The organism is Nostoc sp., from assembly GCF_036917535.1.
Lineage (GTDB): Bacteria > Cyanobacteriota > Cyanobacteriia > Cyanobacteriales > Nostocaceae > Nostoc.
Genome location: NZ_JBALDA010000026.1, coordinates 15,978 through 32,834 on the forward strand (window position 1 = coordinate 15,978; position 16,857 = coordinate 32,834).

At 44.2% G+C, this 16,857-nt stretch carries 13 protein-coding genes; 3 read left to right on the forward strand and 10 right to left on the reverse strand.

Annotated features, from left to right (window positions below):
- Nucleotides 1-162: 162 nt before the first annotated feature.
- The 3 genes from V7K56_RS08595 to V7K56_RS08605 all read right to left on the reverse strand — a co-directional run bounded on the left by V7K56_RS08595 (nt 163) and on the right by V7K56_RS08605 (nt 4,207).
- Nucleotides 163-675 carry a hypothetical protein gene (locus tag V7K56_RS08595; protein ID WP_334909490.1) on the reverse strand — a complete coding sequence of 171 codons (513 nt, stop codon included), beginning with the start codon at nt 673-675 and terminating at the stop codon, nt 163-165.
- The gene (locus V7K56_RS08600; protein ID WP_334909492.1) at nt 675-2,939 is read right to left on the reverse strand and encodes an eCIS core domain-containing protein; all 2,265 of its coding nucleotides are present in this window, start codon (nt 2,937-2,939) and stop codon (nt 675-677) included. Before V7K56_RS08600 ends, V7K56_RS08595 begins: the two co-directional genes overlap by 1 nt.
- 251 nt (nt 2,940-3,190) lie before the next feature.
- Entirely contained in the window at nt 3,191-4,207 is a 1,017-nt protein-coding gene (locus V7K56_RS08605; protein WP_334909493.1) for a potassium channel family protein, read from the reverse strand.
- A gap of 633 nt (nt 4,208-4,840) precedes the next feature.
- On the opposite strand from V7K56_RS08605, the gene V7K56_RS08610 reads away from it, so the two are divergent.
- The 3 genes from V7K56_RS08610 (at nt 4,841) to V7K56_RS08620 (ending at nt 7,685) form a co-directional block, all read left to right on the forward strand.
- Nucleotides 4,841-5,146 (forward strand): ABC transporter substrate-binding protein, encoded by a 306-nt coding sequence (locus V7K56_RS08610; protein WP_334909495.1) that lies wholly within the window; start codon nt 4,841-4,843, stop codon nt 5,144-5,146.
- Nucleotides 5,079-5,777, forward strand: coding sequence for an ABC transporter substrate-binding protein (locus V7K56_RS08615; RefSeq protein ID WP_334909497.1), 699 nt, complete (start codon nt 5,079-5,081; stop codon nt 5,775-5,777). Before V7K56_RS08610 ends, V7K56_RS08615 begins: the two co-directional genes overlap by 68 nt.
- Before the next feature lie 624 nt (nt 5,778-6,401).
- Nucleotides 6,402-7,685, forward strand: a complete 1,284-nt coding sequence (locus V7K56_RS08620) for an aspartate aminotransferase family protein (protein ID WP_334909499.1) — start codon at nt 6,402-6,404, stop codon at nt 7,683-7,685.
- Between the two features lie 195 nt (nt 7,686-7,880).
- Here V7K56_RS08620 and V7K56_RS08625 read toward each other — a convergent pair whose 3' ends face one another.
- The 7 genes from V7K56_RS08625 to pgmB all read right to left on the reverse strand — a co-directional run bounded on the left by V7K56_RS08625 (nt 7,881) and on the right by pgmB (nt 16,720).
- Nucleotides 7,881-8,867 carry an alpha/beta fold hydrolase gene (locus tag V7K56_RS08625; RefSeq protein ID WP_334909501.1) on the reverse strand — a complete coding sequence of 329 codons (987 nt, stop codon included), beginning with the start codon at nt 8,865-8,867 and terminating at the stop codon, nt 7,881-7,883.
- A gap of 399 nt (nt 8,868-9,266) precedes the next feature.
- Complete coding sequence (locus V7K56_RS08630; protein ID WP_334909502.1) at nt 9,267-9,875, reverse strand: DUF4129 domain-containing protein; 609 nt, start codon at nt 9,873-9,875, stop codon at nt 9,267-9,269.
- Nucleotides 9,876-9,991: 116 nt separating this feature from the next.
- Nucleotides 9,992-10,480 (reverse strand): DUF2243 domain-containing protein, encoded by a 489-nt coding sequence (locus V7K56_RS08635; protein WP_334909630.1) that lies wholly within the window; start codon nt 10,478-10,480, stop codon nt 9,992-9,994.
- A gap of 94 nt (nt 10,481-10,574) precedes the next feature.
- Nucleotides 10,575-10,970 carry a pentapeptide repeat-containing protein gene (locus V7K56_RS08640; RefSeq protein WP_334909504.1) on the reverse strand — a complete coding sequence of 132 codons (396 nt, stop codon included), beginning with the start codon at nt 10,968-10,970 and terminating at the stop codon, nt 10,575-10,577.
- A gap of 71 nt (nt 10,971-11,041) precedes the next feature.
- On the reverse strand, nt 11,042-11,479 hold the full coding sequence (locus tag V7K56_RS08645) for an RrF2 family transcriptional regulator (protein WP_334909506.1): 438 nt from the start codon (nt 11,477-11,479) through the stop codon (nt 11,042-11,044).
- Between the two features lie 650 nt (nt 11,480-12,129).
- Nucleotides 12,130-13,479: a PAS domain-containing sensor histidine kinase gene (locus tag V7K56_RS08650; RefSeq protein ID WP_334909508.1), complete on the reverse strand. Its 1,350-nt coding sequence runs from the start codon at nt 13,477-13,479 to the stop codon at nt 12,130-12,132.
- A gap of 253 nt (nt 13,480-13,732) precedes the next feature.
- The gene (gene pgmB / locus V7K56_RS08655) at nt 13,733-16,720 is read right to left on the reverse strand and encodes a beta-phosphoglucomutase (RefSeq protein WP_334909510.1); all 2,988 of its coding nucleotides are present in this window, start codon (nt 16,718-16,720) and stop codon (nt 13,733-13,735) included.
- Nucleotides 16,721-16,857: the final 137 nt, after the last annotated feature.

Here is a 16,857-nt window from a genome sequence, read left to right on the forward strand (position 1 = left end):
AGCCATAGCCCGATCGCTTGTGTTAATTTCATTAATCCACTTTCAAAATCCCAAAACGCGAATCACATTTTCTGGTAGCGATCGCTTGACTTTTAAAACAGTCGTTAGGAAATTGGCGATCGCATTCAACAGCCGAAGTGCGGTAAATCTACGCACCTCAACTCAAACGATCAGTGATCGCATTTGCGGAGGCAAATCCTCCACCGACAACGCCACAATTAGGTCGATCTGTTCTTGGGACAAGGCAAGTAACTCTCGGCACGAGGCAAGGTAGGAACAGAACTCCACCAAGGTCTGTCGGCACTCCGCAGGCAAGTAAGGGCGGATAACTGTCTGCCAGAAGTCCGGCTCACTGAGACAGTGGATAGTATGAGCGCGTGTGAGTATATCGTAAAAGATGCCGCAATCTTCCTGAAACTTCAGTCCATCCAGCAGCGACAAAAGATACGTCCCCAGATACGCAGCAGCAGTAGCAGGTGGCAAATCAAGCAACGGCGTACACGCCAAGAAGCCTGGCGATGAGATATCCACTTCCACGGGTGCGATGCCGACGAAAGCCCGCCAAGCTTCCTCACCCCATCCCCATGCCATGTACTGCAAGTCCTCTACAGGCGGTGGTGGGATGAGGGACCACGCGGTGCGGACAGAGGCGATCATGGTGTCTGTGTTCATCATCAGCATGGGATTTTTCCGCGCAACTCCTTGAGTTTGTCCAATTGCCTGTTAACATTTTCTAATTCGCCAATGTGACGCATTCGGCGATATGACTCAGTAGTGCCTCTCTTAAACCAGTCTATTTTATCACATCCATCATCTATGTAACTTCGCCGCATGTTGAGCAGACGTTCGACCTCAGGAATTAGCTTAGCAAGGAGTGCACACAGCTCTAGTTTTTTCTCGGGTGTGAGTCGATTGTTATTGTAGTCATCTTGAAGGGATTTAATTTGACTGGAGAGTACTGCGTTACTATCCTGTAGGTCTTTATACTTCTCGTGCAGTTCGTAACATTTCTTCCACATTTCTTGGTCGCTTGAGGAAAGACCCTCCTCCATCACAGGTATAGTACGTGGTTTTCCTGATGCGGAGTCGGTTACTGGTTCAGTCTCATCTCTTTTCCAATCCTCATCTCTTTTCCGATCCTCTTCAAGCATTTTATTCTCGTCTTTATCTTTGACGATTGTGGTTGAACTCCATGTTAAAACTGCAAGAATAATTAGTCCTAAAATAGCCAAAAAACCAATACCAACAGCACCAGCACCAGTAGCAGCACCAGTTCCAGCACCAGCACCAGCACCAGCACCAGCACCAGCACCAGTTCCAACTGGGTATACACCGCTGATTGGACCAGGTGTACCACCAGGTCCTGGTAGTGGTGTTAAAGCCGGTTGCATGTTCACTTGTGTAACATCCGGTGCTATATCCATTGGTGTTACACTCTGTGCCGTGTTCGTTCTTGCTTGTTTTGCTAATTCTTCAGCTGCTTGCTGGACTTGTTGAGGAACATCTACCAAGTTGTACAGATCTGCGGGATTTTTGCCACGAATATCCTGTGCAATCTCTGGATCGAGATGGCTAGCCCAAGCTTTCAATATCATCCCAGGTTCGCTATTCCAATCCACTTGAACATTAGACGGATTCGAAATCAAATCTAGAGCTTGTCCGCCAACGTCGGTAGCTAAATCTACAGCTGCGCTACCTTTCTCTTTCGCCCAATCATAGGCATCGCTTCCAGCTTGAGTGACAGAATCTACGGCTCCACTGGCTTTTTCTTTCGCCCAGTCATAGGCATCGCTTCCAGCTTGAGTGACGGTATCTACGGCTGCACCGCTTTTCTCTTTAGCCCAATCATAAGCATCGTTTCCAGCTTGAGTGACGGTATCTACGGCTGCACCACCTTTCTCTTTAGCCCAATCATAGGCATCGCTTCCGGCTTGCGTGACAGTATCTACGGCTCCACCAGCTTTCTCTTTTGCCCAGTCTAAGATACCTCCGCCTGAACTACTTTCTGATTCTTGCTTGTCTTCGTCATCATCAAAAAGTGACCACCTTTGTATCGCAGGTTCAGAAACTGCTGAAAAATAGGGCAACCTCTGTACTTGCGCTTCCTCATTTTCGCAAGCTAAACACTTTAGCTGAACAGTTGTCTGTTCAGAAACTTGCTTGGTTTGAACCGCACCCGTCTGCTGCACCACATGGGTTAATTCATGAGCAGTCAACGCATCTTTTGCAGAAGACTTTCCGGCTCCAAAGTAAATATCTTGCTTGTGCGTGAACGCTTGAGCGCTGAGATCCTGGTTCATCTGCACCGCTTCACTGTCTGTATGCACCCGCACGGAGCTAAAATCGGCACCAAAGCGAGGTTCCATGAAGCTTCGCACCTCATCCGGCAACGGGCTTCCCCCACCTTTACTACTATTGAGCCGACTCTCAATATTATCTCCTGCCTGTAAGCCAGCATCAGTACCAGGTTGTATGGATGGCTTAGTTTGTACTTTCTCTTCTTCCTGTTCACAAGCTGCACATTTGCGCTGCAAGGAATCTTGTACAGGCTGTACGGTAGGAGCGTTAAGTTTGTCTGGCACAACCATCCGCATCACTTGATTTGCAACCCGATCCGCTTCCTGCTCATACTTGTCCCCTGGTTCTCCCACCGTAAGTTTTGCCTGAGGACGATGCAACGATATGCGACTAATATCGTGACCAATATCGTGACCAAAAGACCGTTGCTGAATGGCTTGTGATAACAAGGATTGCTCGCCAGCAGGCTGCACTTCTTGAAGGTTGGTTGATTCTTTTGTTGCTGTTTGGATGACATTATTCGTTGGTAAACCAAAGCCTCGTACTGGGTTTGCCAGCGTCGGAGTCGTTGGTGAGACAAGCGATGGATTTGAAAAAGTTGATGTACTTGCTTTCTTGCGCCCAAACGTGTGATCGCTCATCTCACCCTTCCTTCATTGATGGGTAAAGCCCTGATTTCTACTTCCAGGCATTTTTTATTAGCAAATTTTACAATTTTTGAAAAGGTGATCGCTATCGACTTTCGTCTAAATTTACAATCAAACCCAGCTACCAATTTCTGCTTCAGTGTGTTAACTAAGGGGGAGAATTAGTGAATTAGTTTTAACACCGCGATGCCTGCGGCGGTAAACTACGCACACTGGCGCGAATTTGAGCCATTGCAGCCGAGCCATCAGTTATTTTTCGGTTGTCGCAGTTTCATAGAATTCATTGGGCCGAGAATTTGATTTAGGCTACGTAACTGCTCTGCTGTACCCATAACAATTAGCCGATCTCCCGGCATTAAAATCGTATCGCCAGTGGGGCCACCGATTAAAGTCCCATCAACACGGTGAATTGCCAGAACCAATGCTCCAGATTGCGATCGCAATCTCGCCTTTTGCAAACTTTGACCGACAACAGGACAGAAAGCTGGGTCGAGTAAAAATTCTTCCATATACAACTGGCGGTCTGCACCAGTTAAAATCCCGTCTACAAAATCCAACACCTGCGGTCTGAGTGCCGCAGCAGCCATCCGCTTCCCCCCAGTAATATAGGGGGATATCACTTCATCTGCACCACCGCGTCGTAACTTCTGCAAAGCCTCTTCTGTACTTGCCCGTGCAATCACCCGAATTCCTGAATTCAGTGTTTTTGCTGATAAAACAATATATAAATTTTCGGCATCTGAAGGAAGGGCTGCAACGATACACATCGCCCGTTCAATACCAACTTTTAGGAGTGTGTCATCTAATGTAGCGTCACCTTGGTATGCTGTATAACCTTCAGTCTGCGCCCTTTGTATTGATTCCGTCTCCGAATCAATTACTACAAAAGCTACACCTTCTGTCCGAAATTCCTTGGCAATTTGCCGACCAGTCCGACTAAATCCACAGATAATGTAATGTTCTGATAGAGATTCCATTAATCGCCTCTGCTGCTGTAGCCGAATTCCTTGTTGAAAGTAGCCTTGAATGATCGCTTCTGTAAATCTGTTGACAATGTAACCAATATTGACTACACCCAACAAAATCAGGGCAATTGTAAATAATCGTCCTCGGCTACCTAGTGGATGCGTCTCTCCATATCCCACAGTCGCTAGAGTAATCACTGTCATGTAAGCCGCATCTTCCCATGACCAGCCCTCCACTAGCCAAAACCACAAAGTGCCAATCAAGAAAACACCGCCAAGAGCGATCGCCCCAGCCATTAACTCTTTTTGGATACGTTGATATTTTTGCTCAAGTGTTGAGAATGACGTAACAATAGTACTTTTAGCCTAATTTTTCTAGTTTTCTACTAACTTTATACCATTCGTCCTTTTTAGTACATTTAAACTACAAGTTATCCAAACTAATAGTCCAAACTCAATACTCCTAAGATTTAAAAATATTCATCTTTAACTTTACATGAAGTTCTAATGGCCAGAAGCATTTTTTAGAGAGAGCGTTGGTATTGCTTCTTCCATTAATTTATTAGCTTTACTGATGATACAAGCCTAAAATAATTATCAAAAAACCCGTATTGCTTACAATTTTTTAGGTATAAATCAGCTCTTACAAATCACTCCACCAGAGCGATGGCGCAAAGCGCCCACCGAAGGCGATACCTTCTCTACGAGATGCTGCGCGTAGCTTGCTTCCCCATAGGGGTACGCTAACGCAGAACTTTTTCGTCTACTGGCATAGTTCTAGTACTGCTCAATCACCATACTGTACTGTGTAGATAGTAGCTGTAAGGTAGATAACTAGAGATGATTGCTGCTGTTATTCGACCTCTGAATTTGCTAATTGGTTTGCTGCTATCTTGTTGTTTTTTGCTTACAAGCTGTCACCTGACACAAATGAAAAGCAAAGCATCTCAAGTACCTCAATTAGTTCTAGTTTCGCTAAATGACCCGACTACTTTTAACTTTGCGATTAATGATTCTCCATACAGTGTTTTTTCTTTAATTTATAAGGGATTGCTCGATGAGAATGTTATAACTACCAAGTTGGAGCCGGCACTGGCAGAATCTTGGTCAATATCTGCTGATCAAAAGCGAATTATTTTTACCTTAAAAACAGGGTTGAAATGGTCAGATGGTAAACCTCTCACGGCTTCAAAGTCCCTATTATTTGTCCCCAGCAGCAGGGTTAAAAGTTTATGATTATAATCCCCAGAGAGCTAGGCAGATGTTGTTAGAGGCTGGTTTTAAGTATAACTCCCAAAAAGAACTGTTAGACCAAAATGGAAATAGGGTGCAATTCAATCTCTTAGTGAAATCAGAAGATCAATCAAGAATCGATGCCGCAGTTCAAATCCAACAAGACCTCAGTCAAATTGGTATCAAAGCAGATATGCAGGTATTCAGTTTTAACATAGTATTGCAAAAGCTACTCTCTCGTCGAGATTGGGATTGTTATGTCGGTGCGTTTGGTGTTGACGGTGCAGATGTTGAACCTAATCTTCTATCTTTATTTTGGACTAGTCAAGGCTCATTTCATCCGTTCAACCAATGTGCTTTACCAGGAAAACCCCCACTCCAAGGATGGGTAGTTTCTGAATGGGAGAAAGAAATTGACAGTCTTTTTGGGGCAGGATTTAAAGAACTGGACCAGAGCAAGCGCAAGGCAATTTATGACAGATTTCAGCAAATCGTTGCAGAACAGTTGCCGATATTCTGCCTTGTGAATCCAATCTCGTTTCAGGCGGTGCGTGAACGTGTCAATCCCATCAAATTTTCTGCTTTGGGAGAAACTTTATGGAATATTGATGAACTGAAAATCACAGAAAAATAATTCCAACCACAGATTTAAGGCATCATAACTAATTCATAATTCGTATAGATCACCGTCAATAATTTGCAACTCTCTTATAGCAATTCTGTATGAAGATGCGTAAAAGCGTAGCGTTTTTAATGCATCTCGATACATTGGCATTGTAAAGGGACGCATTAATATCGTATCGGGATGTATTGGCATTGTAAGAGGACGCATTAACATTATATTGGGATTGCAAGGTATTGCTAAATTTAATTCGCTACGAATTAATGAAATGCTGTACTTAGCTTTTTTGCAGTTTTCCCGCACATAGCAAGGTAAATTTCCTCATGTGTCTTAGCGCTGTCAAAACCGCAGGCTGGCATTTGACAAGTCAGGCTTGGACATCAGTGAGAAAACCCCTAGACTCTACCCAAGACTTGCAATGCCTAACTTTGGCTAGGCCTACGCAAATTGCCTGTCACTTATACTATTGCTCAAGTGTTGAGTACAAAGTTTTTTTCACCATCGCCATGCCTTTGAGGTTACATAAGCGTTAGTTTAAGAAAAAGTACGAGTTGTGCTAAATAAAAAGTATTTTTTAGGGATTTCTAGGAAACTAGTAAATAACTATATAATGAAAAACTTTCAGGAGGAGCGGTAGTGAGCCTACAAACTCTCGTTGACCAAGCCACCATCCCCCCAGATTCAGGGTCTGTAGCATCTAGTCCCTTTGATACAGATAGCTTTAGTGAAGCTGTCATGTCTACCTACGCTCGGTTTCCCTTAGCCCTAGAACGGGGTGCTGGATGCCGGGTTTGGGATACGCAGGGACGGGAATATCTGGACTTTGTAGCGGGAATTGCTACTTGTACTTTAGGACATGCCCACCCAGCGATGGTAGAAGCGGTAACACGCCAAATCCAAAAGCTGCACCATGTCTCTAATTTGTATTACATTCCTGAGCAAGGTGAATTGGCAAAATGGCTTGTTGATCATTCCTGTGCCGATCGCGTATTTTTCTGCAACTCTGGAGCTGAAGCTAACGAAGCTGCAATTAAACTGGCGCGGAAATACGCCCACACAGTATTAGACATTGAAAAACCGATTATTCTAACTGCCAATGCCAGTTTCCACGGAAGGACTTTGGCAACGATTACTGCTACAGCACAACCGAAGTATCAAAAGTACTTCGATCCCTTGGTTCCTGGGTTCCACTACGTAAATTACAATGATATTAACGCTGTGGAAGTAGCGATTAGCGAGTTGGATGAAGGCGATTATCGGGTAGCAGCGATTCTGATCGAGCCATTACAGGGAGAAGGCGGTGTGCGTCCAGGAGATATTGCCTATTTCAAAAAGCTGCGGCAAATTTGCGATGAAACTGGCATTTTGTTAATTTTTGACGAAGTGCAAGTTGGCATGGGGCGTAGCGGCAAATTATGGGCTTACGAACATCTTGGCGTTGAACCGGATATTTTCACCAGTGCCAAAGGCTTAGGTGGCGGTATCCCCATCGGTGCAATGATCAGCAAGAAATTCTGCGACGTTTTTCAACCAGGAGAACACGCCAGCACCTTTGGCGGAAATCCTTTTGTGTGTGGTGTGGCACTCAGTGTTTGCCAGACATTGGAACGGGAAAATATTTTGCAGAATGTGGAAGAACGGGGTGAACAGTTGCGATCTGGATTGAGAGCGATCGCAACGAAATATCCTCAGCACATTAGCGAAGTTCGGGGTTGGGGTTTAATCAACGGTTTGGAATTGCGAGCCGATATTCAAATAACCGCAGCAGATATCGTCAATGCTGCCATCAAAGAAGGTGTATTGCTAGTACCAGCCGGGCCAAAAGTAGTCCGATTTGTGCCACCGTTGATTGTCACAGAGGCGGAAGTCAATACTGCCTTGGAAGCTGTGGATCGAGCGATCGCAACTCTCACAGCTTAGGTAATCAAAAAGCGAGGATAAATCTTTATGCCTATTTCTCGCTTTTTCTTACTTTTAGATCAATTGTGACTAAAATTATTAGACCTGTTGCAAAAGTCCTAAATGCGTGGGACAAGTAAGTGAGAGTTAATAGACTTGTTTTGTACCGTTTAGCGAATAGTCAATTTAAACGTATATCTGAGACTAGTTGAACTTTTAGGTAATCGACTTGTGGATTTGGAGGTCTGTTAGAAACTCGATGAGCAATCTATTAACTTCGACTGGGCGTTCTTGCTGAATCCAATGACCAGCCTTCGGTAACAATACCTTCTGCTTCAGGTTGGGCACGTTTTCCTCTAGGGTGTCGAATGCTTCACGGTACATTGTGATCACTGCATCTGCTTCTCCCGCCACAAACAATGTTGGCTGGCGAAGCTTTGCGCCGCTAAGAAACGGTGTTAGTTCCCACATTCTATCCATGTTTCGATACCAGTTCAACCCGCCCCGGAAACCAGTCCGCTCAAACTCAGAGGCGAAAAAGTCGATATCCTGGTCTGTCAACCAAGCCGGAAGTTGCTCCGGTACGTGAGTTGTGTCTATTAACTTCTCCGACTTATTAAATAGGAAGCGCCAGCGTTTTTCTGGTGGTGGATCTCCTGAAGCGGAGTAGAGAATTGCACGTATGTTAGCGCGAACATTAGACTCTAGTTCCGCCTCAGCTTTACCTGGTTCTTGAAAGTACAGCTGATAGAACTCCTGCTCGCCTGCCATCAGCTTCATTGCTTCTGTCGGTCGAATATCTGACCAACTGCGGGGTAGATAGGGCACACTCAGCAGGCAGATAGCGTGGAAGATGTCTGGACGGAGTAGAGCACAATACCAGGCAACCAGCGCGCCCCAATCGTGTCCAACAATGATTGCTTGCTCCTCACCCAGCGCATGAACCAGACCAACAATATCACCAACCAACTGGAAAATATGGTATGCCTCAATTGGTTCCGGTCTTGAGGTCTGTCCATAGCCGCGCTGGTCTGGTGCTACCGCGTGGAACCCAGCTTCCGCTAATGCCGATAACTGATGCCGCCAGGAATACCAACATTCTGGGAAGCCGTGACACAAGATCACCAATGGACCTTGCCCCTGTTCGGCAATATGCATGTTGATACCGTTAGTTTCGATGAAACGGTGAGTTACTAAGGTCATATTTCCTCAATTCCTTTTTTAGGGTTGAAGCAGCTCTTTACATGTTGGCAAATGAACTACAAAAGTTAAAAAGCTTAATGCTGCCCTCACTGAAAACTAATTAATCAGGCTTATCATCAAAAGAGTAAAAATTGCCAACGGTATCTTCTCTACTTCTTTCCAACACGTCACCATTATCTAACACAAGGGGATCAGCGTGGAATACTTTCAGTAGACTGAAAAATTTGGAAAGTTGACGAAATAATAAGGGTTTCAAGCGATGATTTTGGGCTTTTCATTTTGAAAAAAGAATGCGACAGATACATACTCTCAAACCTTTGTTCTGTCTGGCTTTCTTAATTTTGAATTTTGAATTTTGAATTTTGAATTGGTATTAGTATCCCTATCCCTGCATTCTCTTCATTCTTGAGAAATTTCTCGATAAGCTTGCCGACACTGCTCATAATTGTCTGGCAAAATATCAGCATTCCCAAAACATAATTGCTCGTGAATGGTAATTAAAGTTTCATAAGGCTGTATGGGAGTCACAGACGATCGCAGCAATTGCAGATATTCTCCATCTGTGCGGCTGAGTTTGTGGGGTGCAATCGCATTTTTATCCAACTGCTGCAACATTGCTAAATAAACACAACGGCAAGCTTCACGGTAGTTACCTTGACGGTAAAATTCTTGCGATCGCTCCAACAAAAGAGCAATCGATGACTCATTGGAGCGAGTTTTTACGCGAAAATCAGTGATATTGCCACTTCTATTTTGCCAAGAATAAATATAAGGGCTGAATTTTCGCCATAATCGCCAACCCACCCACGCTATAAATAATCCCAGTACCAGCCAAAACAGAAATTTCAGCAATTCAGCTAGCCAGGGGCTAATTGACCATCCAGTAGGTAATTCTGGTAAAGCGTGTTCAAAGCGGTAAAACTGGTATTCCCACCATTCACCCGCTTGTTGTTGGAATTGAGAAAGCTGCCAACTCCAGCTAGTTTTTTCAAAAGTATCTGTAGGCATAAGGGGGGAGTAGCGAGTGGGGAGTGGGGAGGCAGGGGGAGCAGGGGGAGAAAAACTATTGATTATTGACATGTCCTATGCCCAATGCCCAATGCCCCATGCCCAATGCCCCATGACTATTGACTATTGACTGTTGACTCTTTTTTTATCACTATCGAGCCGATAACAATAAGTAGCGCACCGAATGCAAGAAATCCTAGATCCCAAACTAACTGATTTGGGCCTGGTTTCACATAATGGATACCGAGAATTTGGTGGTCAATTAAACCTTCAACGAAGTCAAACAACCCATTCCCAATCATTAGTGACCCAATAAAGGTCTGTGATGACCAAGGAACATCATCACGCCCTCCGGCACGCCATAGCAACACAAGTCCTACCACGGTGAATACCCAATCCAAGGCATGAAATAACCCATCCCATATCATGTTCAAATCTATATTCGCCGTGTTTGTTAGAGGTCGAATGCTACTGAGCATATGATGCCACTGGAGGAGCTGATGCAGTAAAATTCCATCAAGAAATCCTCCAAGACCCACACCAAGAAAAATTCCAGCAGTGATTAATGGTGCGCGTTGGTTGGAGATTTCACTTTTTGCCTCCATTGTCAACCTCATAGATAGGCTTTCTTACCAAAATACAACATTTTTTGGGAAAAAAATCTTCTATCTTGAGACAAGTACAAGCGTTTAACTTCAATCAATAATTTACAAATTTAATCTGCATACCTGCTTTCACCGGGTCGAAATCTTGGGGAAAATGGGTGGTGCGATCGTAGTCTGCTTTTTTCAGGTTCGCTCCTTTAAGGTCAGCTTGGCAAAGATTTGCTGAGATCAATAATGCTCCCCTAAGATCGGCATCCTTGAGATTAGCTTGGCTGAGATCGGCAAAGCTCAGATCAGTTCCCTTCAAATTAGCGCTACTCAAGTTAGCTTCACTTAAGTCAGCATAGCTGAGGTCAGATCCTTTTAAGTTAATGCCTTGCAAATCAGCATTACTCAGTTCTGCTTTACTAAAGTCCCGTTTTCCTGCTGCATAACTTTCCACAAGAGTAGCGGTACTATTTATGGACTGCTGAGAATTAACTTCAGGCATATAACAGCCTCACAGGCGATCTTGTTATTACTTTCATACTGAGGATGAAAATTTTCTGACTTCATCTTTACCTAAATGTAATACATGAGTTCCTTCTGCTGTCGGATTGCTCTGCGTTCACAAAGGTCTTGGAGCGTATATTTTTCTAAAACGGAGTTAGCAGCCTGACGTGCTTCCTGCCAAACTTCCTGAATTAGCTCACCTTCTACCGTGTTGGGAGTCGGTTCACAATCAGAGACAACAATATCTGACCCTTCCATGCAGCTAAAAGCATCCAACACTGTAATCTTTCCAGGATCTCGTGCCAAAACATAGCCACCTTTGGCTCCACGTATACTCTTAATTAAACCTCCACGTCTTAATGTTGCCAGGAGTTGTTCCAAATAGCGGTTCGGTATGTCTTGCAATGCCGCTATCTCTCGAATTTGCAGGGCTTCACCGTTAGGGTAGCAACTTGCCAATTCTAACAGGGCTAAAAGTGCGTATTCTGATTTGTTAGAGATTACCACAGGCGTAATATTTTAAACTTATATTTCAAGATACAAAGTTTTTGAGTTCGTTTCTCTAAGCTACTGCGAAGAAAAACTTTACAATCAACTTATTGTTGACCGGCTAACTCCACTTTAAAGACCTTAAAGCATACAAGCAATTACTTTTTTTTTTAAATTCAATAAATAAAAGTGATTGATTAGAGTCCAGTCTTTTTAAGAGGATGTCTGAAAAGCTATTTTTGTTAGCAAAAGTATCTAATACACCCCCAATCTCCCTTGGAAAGGGTGGGTAAATAGCTTCTTAAAGCCCCCCAATACATCGGGGGTGGGGGATAATGTCAAAGTTGATGTGTTGTGTGACACTTTTCAAACATCCTCTAAGGGAAAACTGACTTAAAAGTTTAGACTGTCTAGTTTTCAACCCAATTGTGTCAGTAATTATTACATAAATCAAAAGCTCTCACCCTAAATCTCTCTTCCAAGCTTGGGAGAGGGACTTTGAAATTTAAATAGATTGTTCCACATTTAAATTGCATTTTGCTGTTTTTCGGGAAAAGCGTCAAACATTCTTTCTCCTTGCCCCCGCTAGAACTGCTATCTGAATGTGCGAACTAGATGTGAAAGGGCGTTATCAAATGGGAGCGTACCAAAATTCTGAGTGCAAGCCGCTATACATGAAAATTTCTCGAAAATGGGAGAATGACTGTAAAGGTAGTTCCTGCACCGATCGCACTTTCGACTGTAATCTCGCCGCCGTGTAAATCTACAGCTTGCTTGACGATGGACATCCCCAATCCCATTCCTGGGATATTGACTGTATTAGTAGCGCGATAGAAGGGTTCAAAGATATGTTCAATGTCAGAAGGGGGAATGCCAATACCAGAGTCTTGAGTCTGAAATATAGCTTGCTCGTTGCTAGTGGTTACAGAAAACCTAACGGTACTACCAAGGGGAGAGTATTTTAGACAATTCGACAATAAATTACTCAAGATTTGCCGTAGTAGTTTGGCGTCTAAATTAGCCCTTGCACATTGGCACTCACTGCTAAAAATGATCGCATGTTGTGAGCGATCGCTCTGTTGTAATTCTTCAAAGATATCGCGGCAAAATTCCACCAAATTTATGGGTGTTGGATTAAACTCTAACTTGCCTGTTTCATCCTGACTCACCATCAATACATCATTTAATAACTGGGTTATATGCATAACTGATGTTTGAATGCGACGCAGGTGGGTATGTTGTCGCTCTTCGCTCCAGAGGTGGCGATAATGTTCTAGTAGTTCCGCAGAAGAGTGGATGGTAGCCAAAGGGGTGCGAAACTCATGGGAGGTGATGGTAAGCAAGCGGGATTTAAGTTCGCTAAACTGCCTTTCTTTAGCAAGCGCTTGTCGCATCGCCTCTTCTGCCCATTGCAGCTTGGCTTGGGTTCGCTTACTTTCGCTAATATCGCGTAATAGCCAGCGCAGACTAACTAACTCACTATATTGATTACGGATAGCAACCACTTTAACCGCAGCTATAGTAGGTGTTTTGTCACGCGGTCGCAGGTTTACTTCCCACTCTTGCATTTTCCAGTCTGGGCATTGGGCGCGATCGCGCAGATGATTTAATTTTAAATGAAAAGCAATTATTTCTTTTTCAAGTACAAAAATCCCTATGGATTTGCCCAATAATAAACTTTTAGAAATGTTGAGTAGAGTGGTGGCGGCTGAGTTAGCTTCCTGAATTATCCCTTTTGTATCAGTCACAAAATAAGCGTCTGGTACTTCCTCAAATAGTTCTTGGTAGCGCTGACTTTGTGCTACCAAGGCCTGTTGAGTATTAGATAATTCTTCATTCTGCTGCTTTAAATCTTCATTTACTAGTTGGAGTTCTTCCAAAGCTAGGTAAACTTCTTTAAATACTGCGTTGACGAGTTCAGTATCTGCTTGTGCTTTTTGCTGTTCACTCTGGCGTTGCAAGAGGGCGACGCGCTTACGCATATTCTCTATCTGCAAAGCTAAATCGTCCAATTTCACGCTTTTGCTCCTAAATTTTAAAGTTGGGTTTTATTTTAGATTCCCTACTTGGACGATCTTAGCTTTTGGAGTTTAGCAGTTATCAGTAATTTCAATGTAATTTTAGGTAATTTTAGTTCTTTGGGTGATTAGGACTGAATACAGCAGAATTCAGAAGTAAAACACTCTTTCTAGCTGGCTTTAAGACGAATCGTTGTGTACTTCACCTCCCTTCAAATCTGCTGTAAGTAATCAAGCGGTTCTCATTTGTTCGCTATTTTTGTCTGGAAATGTTACTCAATTGCTCTCGTAGGTCTGCCCATTTAATACCTGCTAGGCTAGGCAAAACAATATGAGCGGCTCCAACTCGTTCAACGGGGCCGAGTCCTATTGCCCACATACCAGCGGCTAAAGCGGCTTCAACACCTGCTGCGGCATCTTCTACAACCACAGATTGCTCTGGTTCGATTCCTAGCTGCTTGGCTGCGTACAGAAATAGGTTGGGTGCTGGCTTGGGTTCTTGTACGCTGTAACCATCTGCGATCGCATCTACTTTGTCCATAATGCCCAATCGCTCTAGCACTGTGCGGGCATTTTTACTCCCTGAACCAATACCGATCTTAATACCAGCTTGCCGCAGTTCATCCAAAAGGGCGATCGCACCTGGCAACAAATCCTGGGGTGTCATGTTTTGGAGCAATTCGACATAATAGCGATTTTTGCGCTCCATCATCTCCTCGATTTGTGCTTCCGAATACGGTCTATCTCTCAGAATCAGCATCAGGGAAGCACGACGAGATACACCCCGCAAGGCTTCGTTAGCTTCTCGATTAAACGGTATACCCTCTTCATCTGCTAGCTTCTGCCAAGCTAAATAATGGAGTTCTGCTGTATCTGTTAGTACACCATCTAAATCGAAGATGAATCCTTGGATATTGGGGTTATGGGTCGCTTCGCTTAGGGATTGGGGATTGGGTATTGGGGATTGGGGATTAAGTATTTCCCTTGTCCCCTTGTCCCCTTGTCCCCTTGTCTCCCCTGCTCCCTTGTCCCCAGTCCCCAGTCCTCGATGCAGATTGAAGTCGTGCCATTTCCCGCGCCAGTGCAGTTTAAACTTTAGTCGCGTCCAGCTAGGAGGGAGGTGGGGGTTGGCTACAGGACCATTTTCAGTTAATTGGATACCGCCGAATCCAAAAATTACAGCTTGCCAAATACCACCAGCACTAGCACCATGAATTCCATCGTTGGTGTTACCTCGGTTATCTTCAAGATCCACCATTAACGCCTGCATAAACTGTGCGTAAGCTGCGGTTGATTTACCCAAATCGGAAGCTAAAATCGCTTGAACTGCTGGGCCAAGAGACGAACCATAAGTAATATCAGTGCGGGGTGCGTAGTAGTCCCAGTTTGTCTGCAATGCTTTTTCGTTGTAGGGAAAATCTGCTGATTCCCGCATTAAATATAAGAGCATTAATACGTCTGGCTGCTTGAGTACTTGAGATTTATTGGTTTTCTCCATACCCAAGATCGGTTGCATAGAGCGATCGCGTGGTTCATAATCTGCTAAGTTGACATCTTCCAATTGGAAAAATCCCTCAAATTGCTCGATTAGTTCTGTTGATGGGTCATGGAAAAACAATATTTTGGCAATGATATCTTGCCAGTGCGATCGCTCCTCTGGGGTTAGCTTTAGCTTTTGTTCTAGTTCGGTGGCTCGTTCGGGAAATTTATGAACCAACCAATCATAAACTGTGATCGCTTTCTCTAGATGCCATTGCGCCATCCGGTTTGTAAAGGCGTTGTTGTGGACGAATTCATGGTATTCATCCGCTCCGATTACTCCCCGAATTTCATACTGTTCGCGCTCAGAATTAAATTCCACCCGGCTACCCCAAAAAATCGCGGCATCCAAGATCGCCTCTGCACCGTAGCTTTGCATCCAGTCATCATCACCAGTCGCTCGCCAGTAGTTCCAGACTGCGTAAGGGATATCTGCATTGATATGAATTTCGCGATCGCGACACCAAATCCGCACGTCTTCACCATAAAAATCACTACCGATAGCCCAACGTGGTGTCACTTCATCTCCAGAATCAGCACTTTCCCAAGCAAACATTGCTCCTTTATAACCGTAATGGGCTGCCTTGCGTCTAGCTCCTGGTAAGGTGTGCCAACGGTAACTGAGTAAATTACGGGCGATCGCTGGTTGAGTAAACAGAAACAGGGGCTGTATAAAAATTTCTGTATCCCAAAAAATATGACCGCGATAACCAAACCCCGAAAGGGTTTTAGCAGGAATACTCACCTTGTCATCATGGCGTGAGGCAGCAATTAGCAACTGAAACAGATTGTAGCGAACAGCAAAAGTAGCTGTGCTATCCCCCTCAATCAGGATGTCACTTTGCTGCCAAACCTCATCCCATGCCTGTTTCTGAGCTTTTAGTAATGTTGCGTAGTCTGGCAACTGTGTGAGTTTTTCTTGAGCTGCTGGAACTGGTGTTTCTATATCCCGCGAAGTAAAAACTGTCACGAGTTTTTCCACTGTTACGGTCTGCTGCGTTTTAGCCAAAAAGGTCGTACTCAAGGTAGGATAACCAGGTGCGGTATTGAATTGCAAAGGTGCTTCAGTGCCTGATATTGTCATTTTAGCTGCCATACCGAGTTCAATTCGGGAACTGCGGGTGCGGCGTTGCAACCAGATTCCTTGGTTAATCTTGCCCTGGTCTAATTCTTCCCAGTGATTTAAACCCTGATTTTCGGGATAGCCGTTGATGCTAGCTTGAATTTCGATTAACCCCTCAAAATCTACTGGCGTTACATCGCAGCGTAACGCCAACACGTGCGGATCTGCAAGACTAGCAAAGCGTTCAAAGCTAATGTCTACGGTATTCCCACTAGGAGAGCGCCAACGCACAGTACGAATCACTAGTCCTTGGCGTAAATCAAGCTGGCGATCATAGCGCAATATCTCACCTTGATCGAGACGGAAGCGATCGCCATTCACAATCACTACCAAAGGGAGCCAGTCAGGGCAATTTACCAGTTCAGTGTATACCACAGGCACATCATCGTAGACACCGTGGATAAAAGTAGCTGGCAATGCATGAGGATAACCTTCCTCAAAACTGCCTCTTGTTCCCAGGTATCCATTGCCGATTGTAAAAACGGTTTCTTTGGATTGCAATTGCTCAGGGTCAAACTGGGTTTCGATTAATATCCAGTCTGTGTAGATAAAATTACGAGAACGACCTTTTGTTTGCATAAATTGGGGATTAATGATTTTGAGTTTTTGAGCTAAATGAATCTAGTTTTGAGGTGGATGAACGGAGTTCAAAGGTGGATGAAAGGAGTTTAAAGGTGGATGAATCCAGTTCTAACTCTCCCCTGCTCCCTTGCTTT

What these genes read in the sequence shown, in the direction of transcription:
- V7K56_RS08595 (WP_334909490.1), bottom strand. Translation starts at nt 675, where the DNA reads ATGATGAACACAGACACCATGATCGCCTCTGTCCGCACCGCGTGGTCC.
- V7K56_RS08600 (WP_334909492.1), bottom strand. Translation starts at nt 2,939, where the DNA reads ATGAGCGATCACACGTTTGGGCGCAAGAAAGCAAGTACATCAACTTTT.
- V7K56_RS08605 (WP_334909493.1), bottom strand. Translation starts at nt 4,207, where the DNA reads ATGGCTGGGGCGATCGCTCTTGGCGGTGTTTTCTTGATTGGCACTTTG.
- V7K56_RS08610 (WP_334909495.1), top strand. Translation starts at nt 4,841, where the DNA reads ATGAAAAGCAAAGCATCTCAAGTACCTCAATTAGTTCTAGTTTCGCTA.
- V7K56_RS08615 (WP_334909497.1), top strand. Translation starts at nt 5,079, where the DNA reads ATGGTAAACCTCTCACGGCTTCAAAGTCCCTATTATTTGTCCCCAGCA.
- V7K56_RS08625 (WP_334909501.1), bottom strand. Translation starts at nt 8,867, where the DNA reads ATGACCTTAGTAACTCACCGTTTCATCGAAACTAACGGTATCAACATG.
- V7K56_RS08630 (WP_334909502.1), bottom strand. Translation starts at nt 9,875, where the DNA reads ATGCCTACAGATACTTTTGAAAAAACTAGCTGGAGTTGGCAGCTTTCT.
- V7K56_RS08635 (WP_334909630.1), bottom strand. Translation starts at nt 10,480, where the DNA reads ATGGAGGCAAAAAGTGAAATCTCCAACCAACGCGCACCATTAATCACT.
- V7K56_RS08640 (WP_334909504.1), bottom strand. Translation starts at nt 10,970, where the DNA reads ATGCCTGAAGTTAATTCTCAGCAGTCCATAAATAGTACCGCTACTCTT.
- pgmB (WP_334909510.1), bottom strand. Translation starts at nt 16,720, where the DNA reads ATGCAAACAAAAGGTCGTTCTCGTAATTTTATCTACACAGACTGGATA.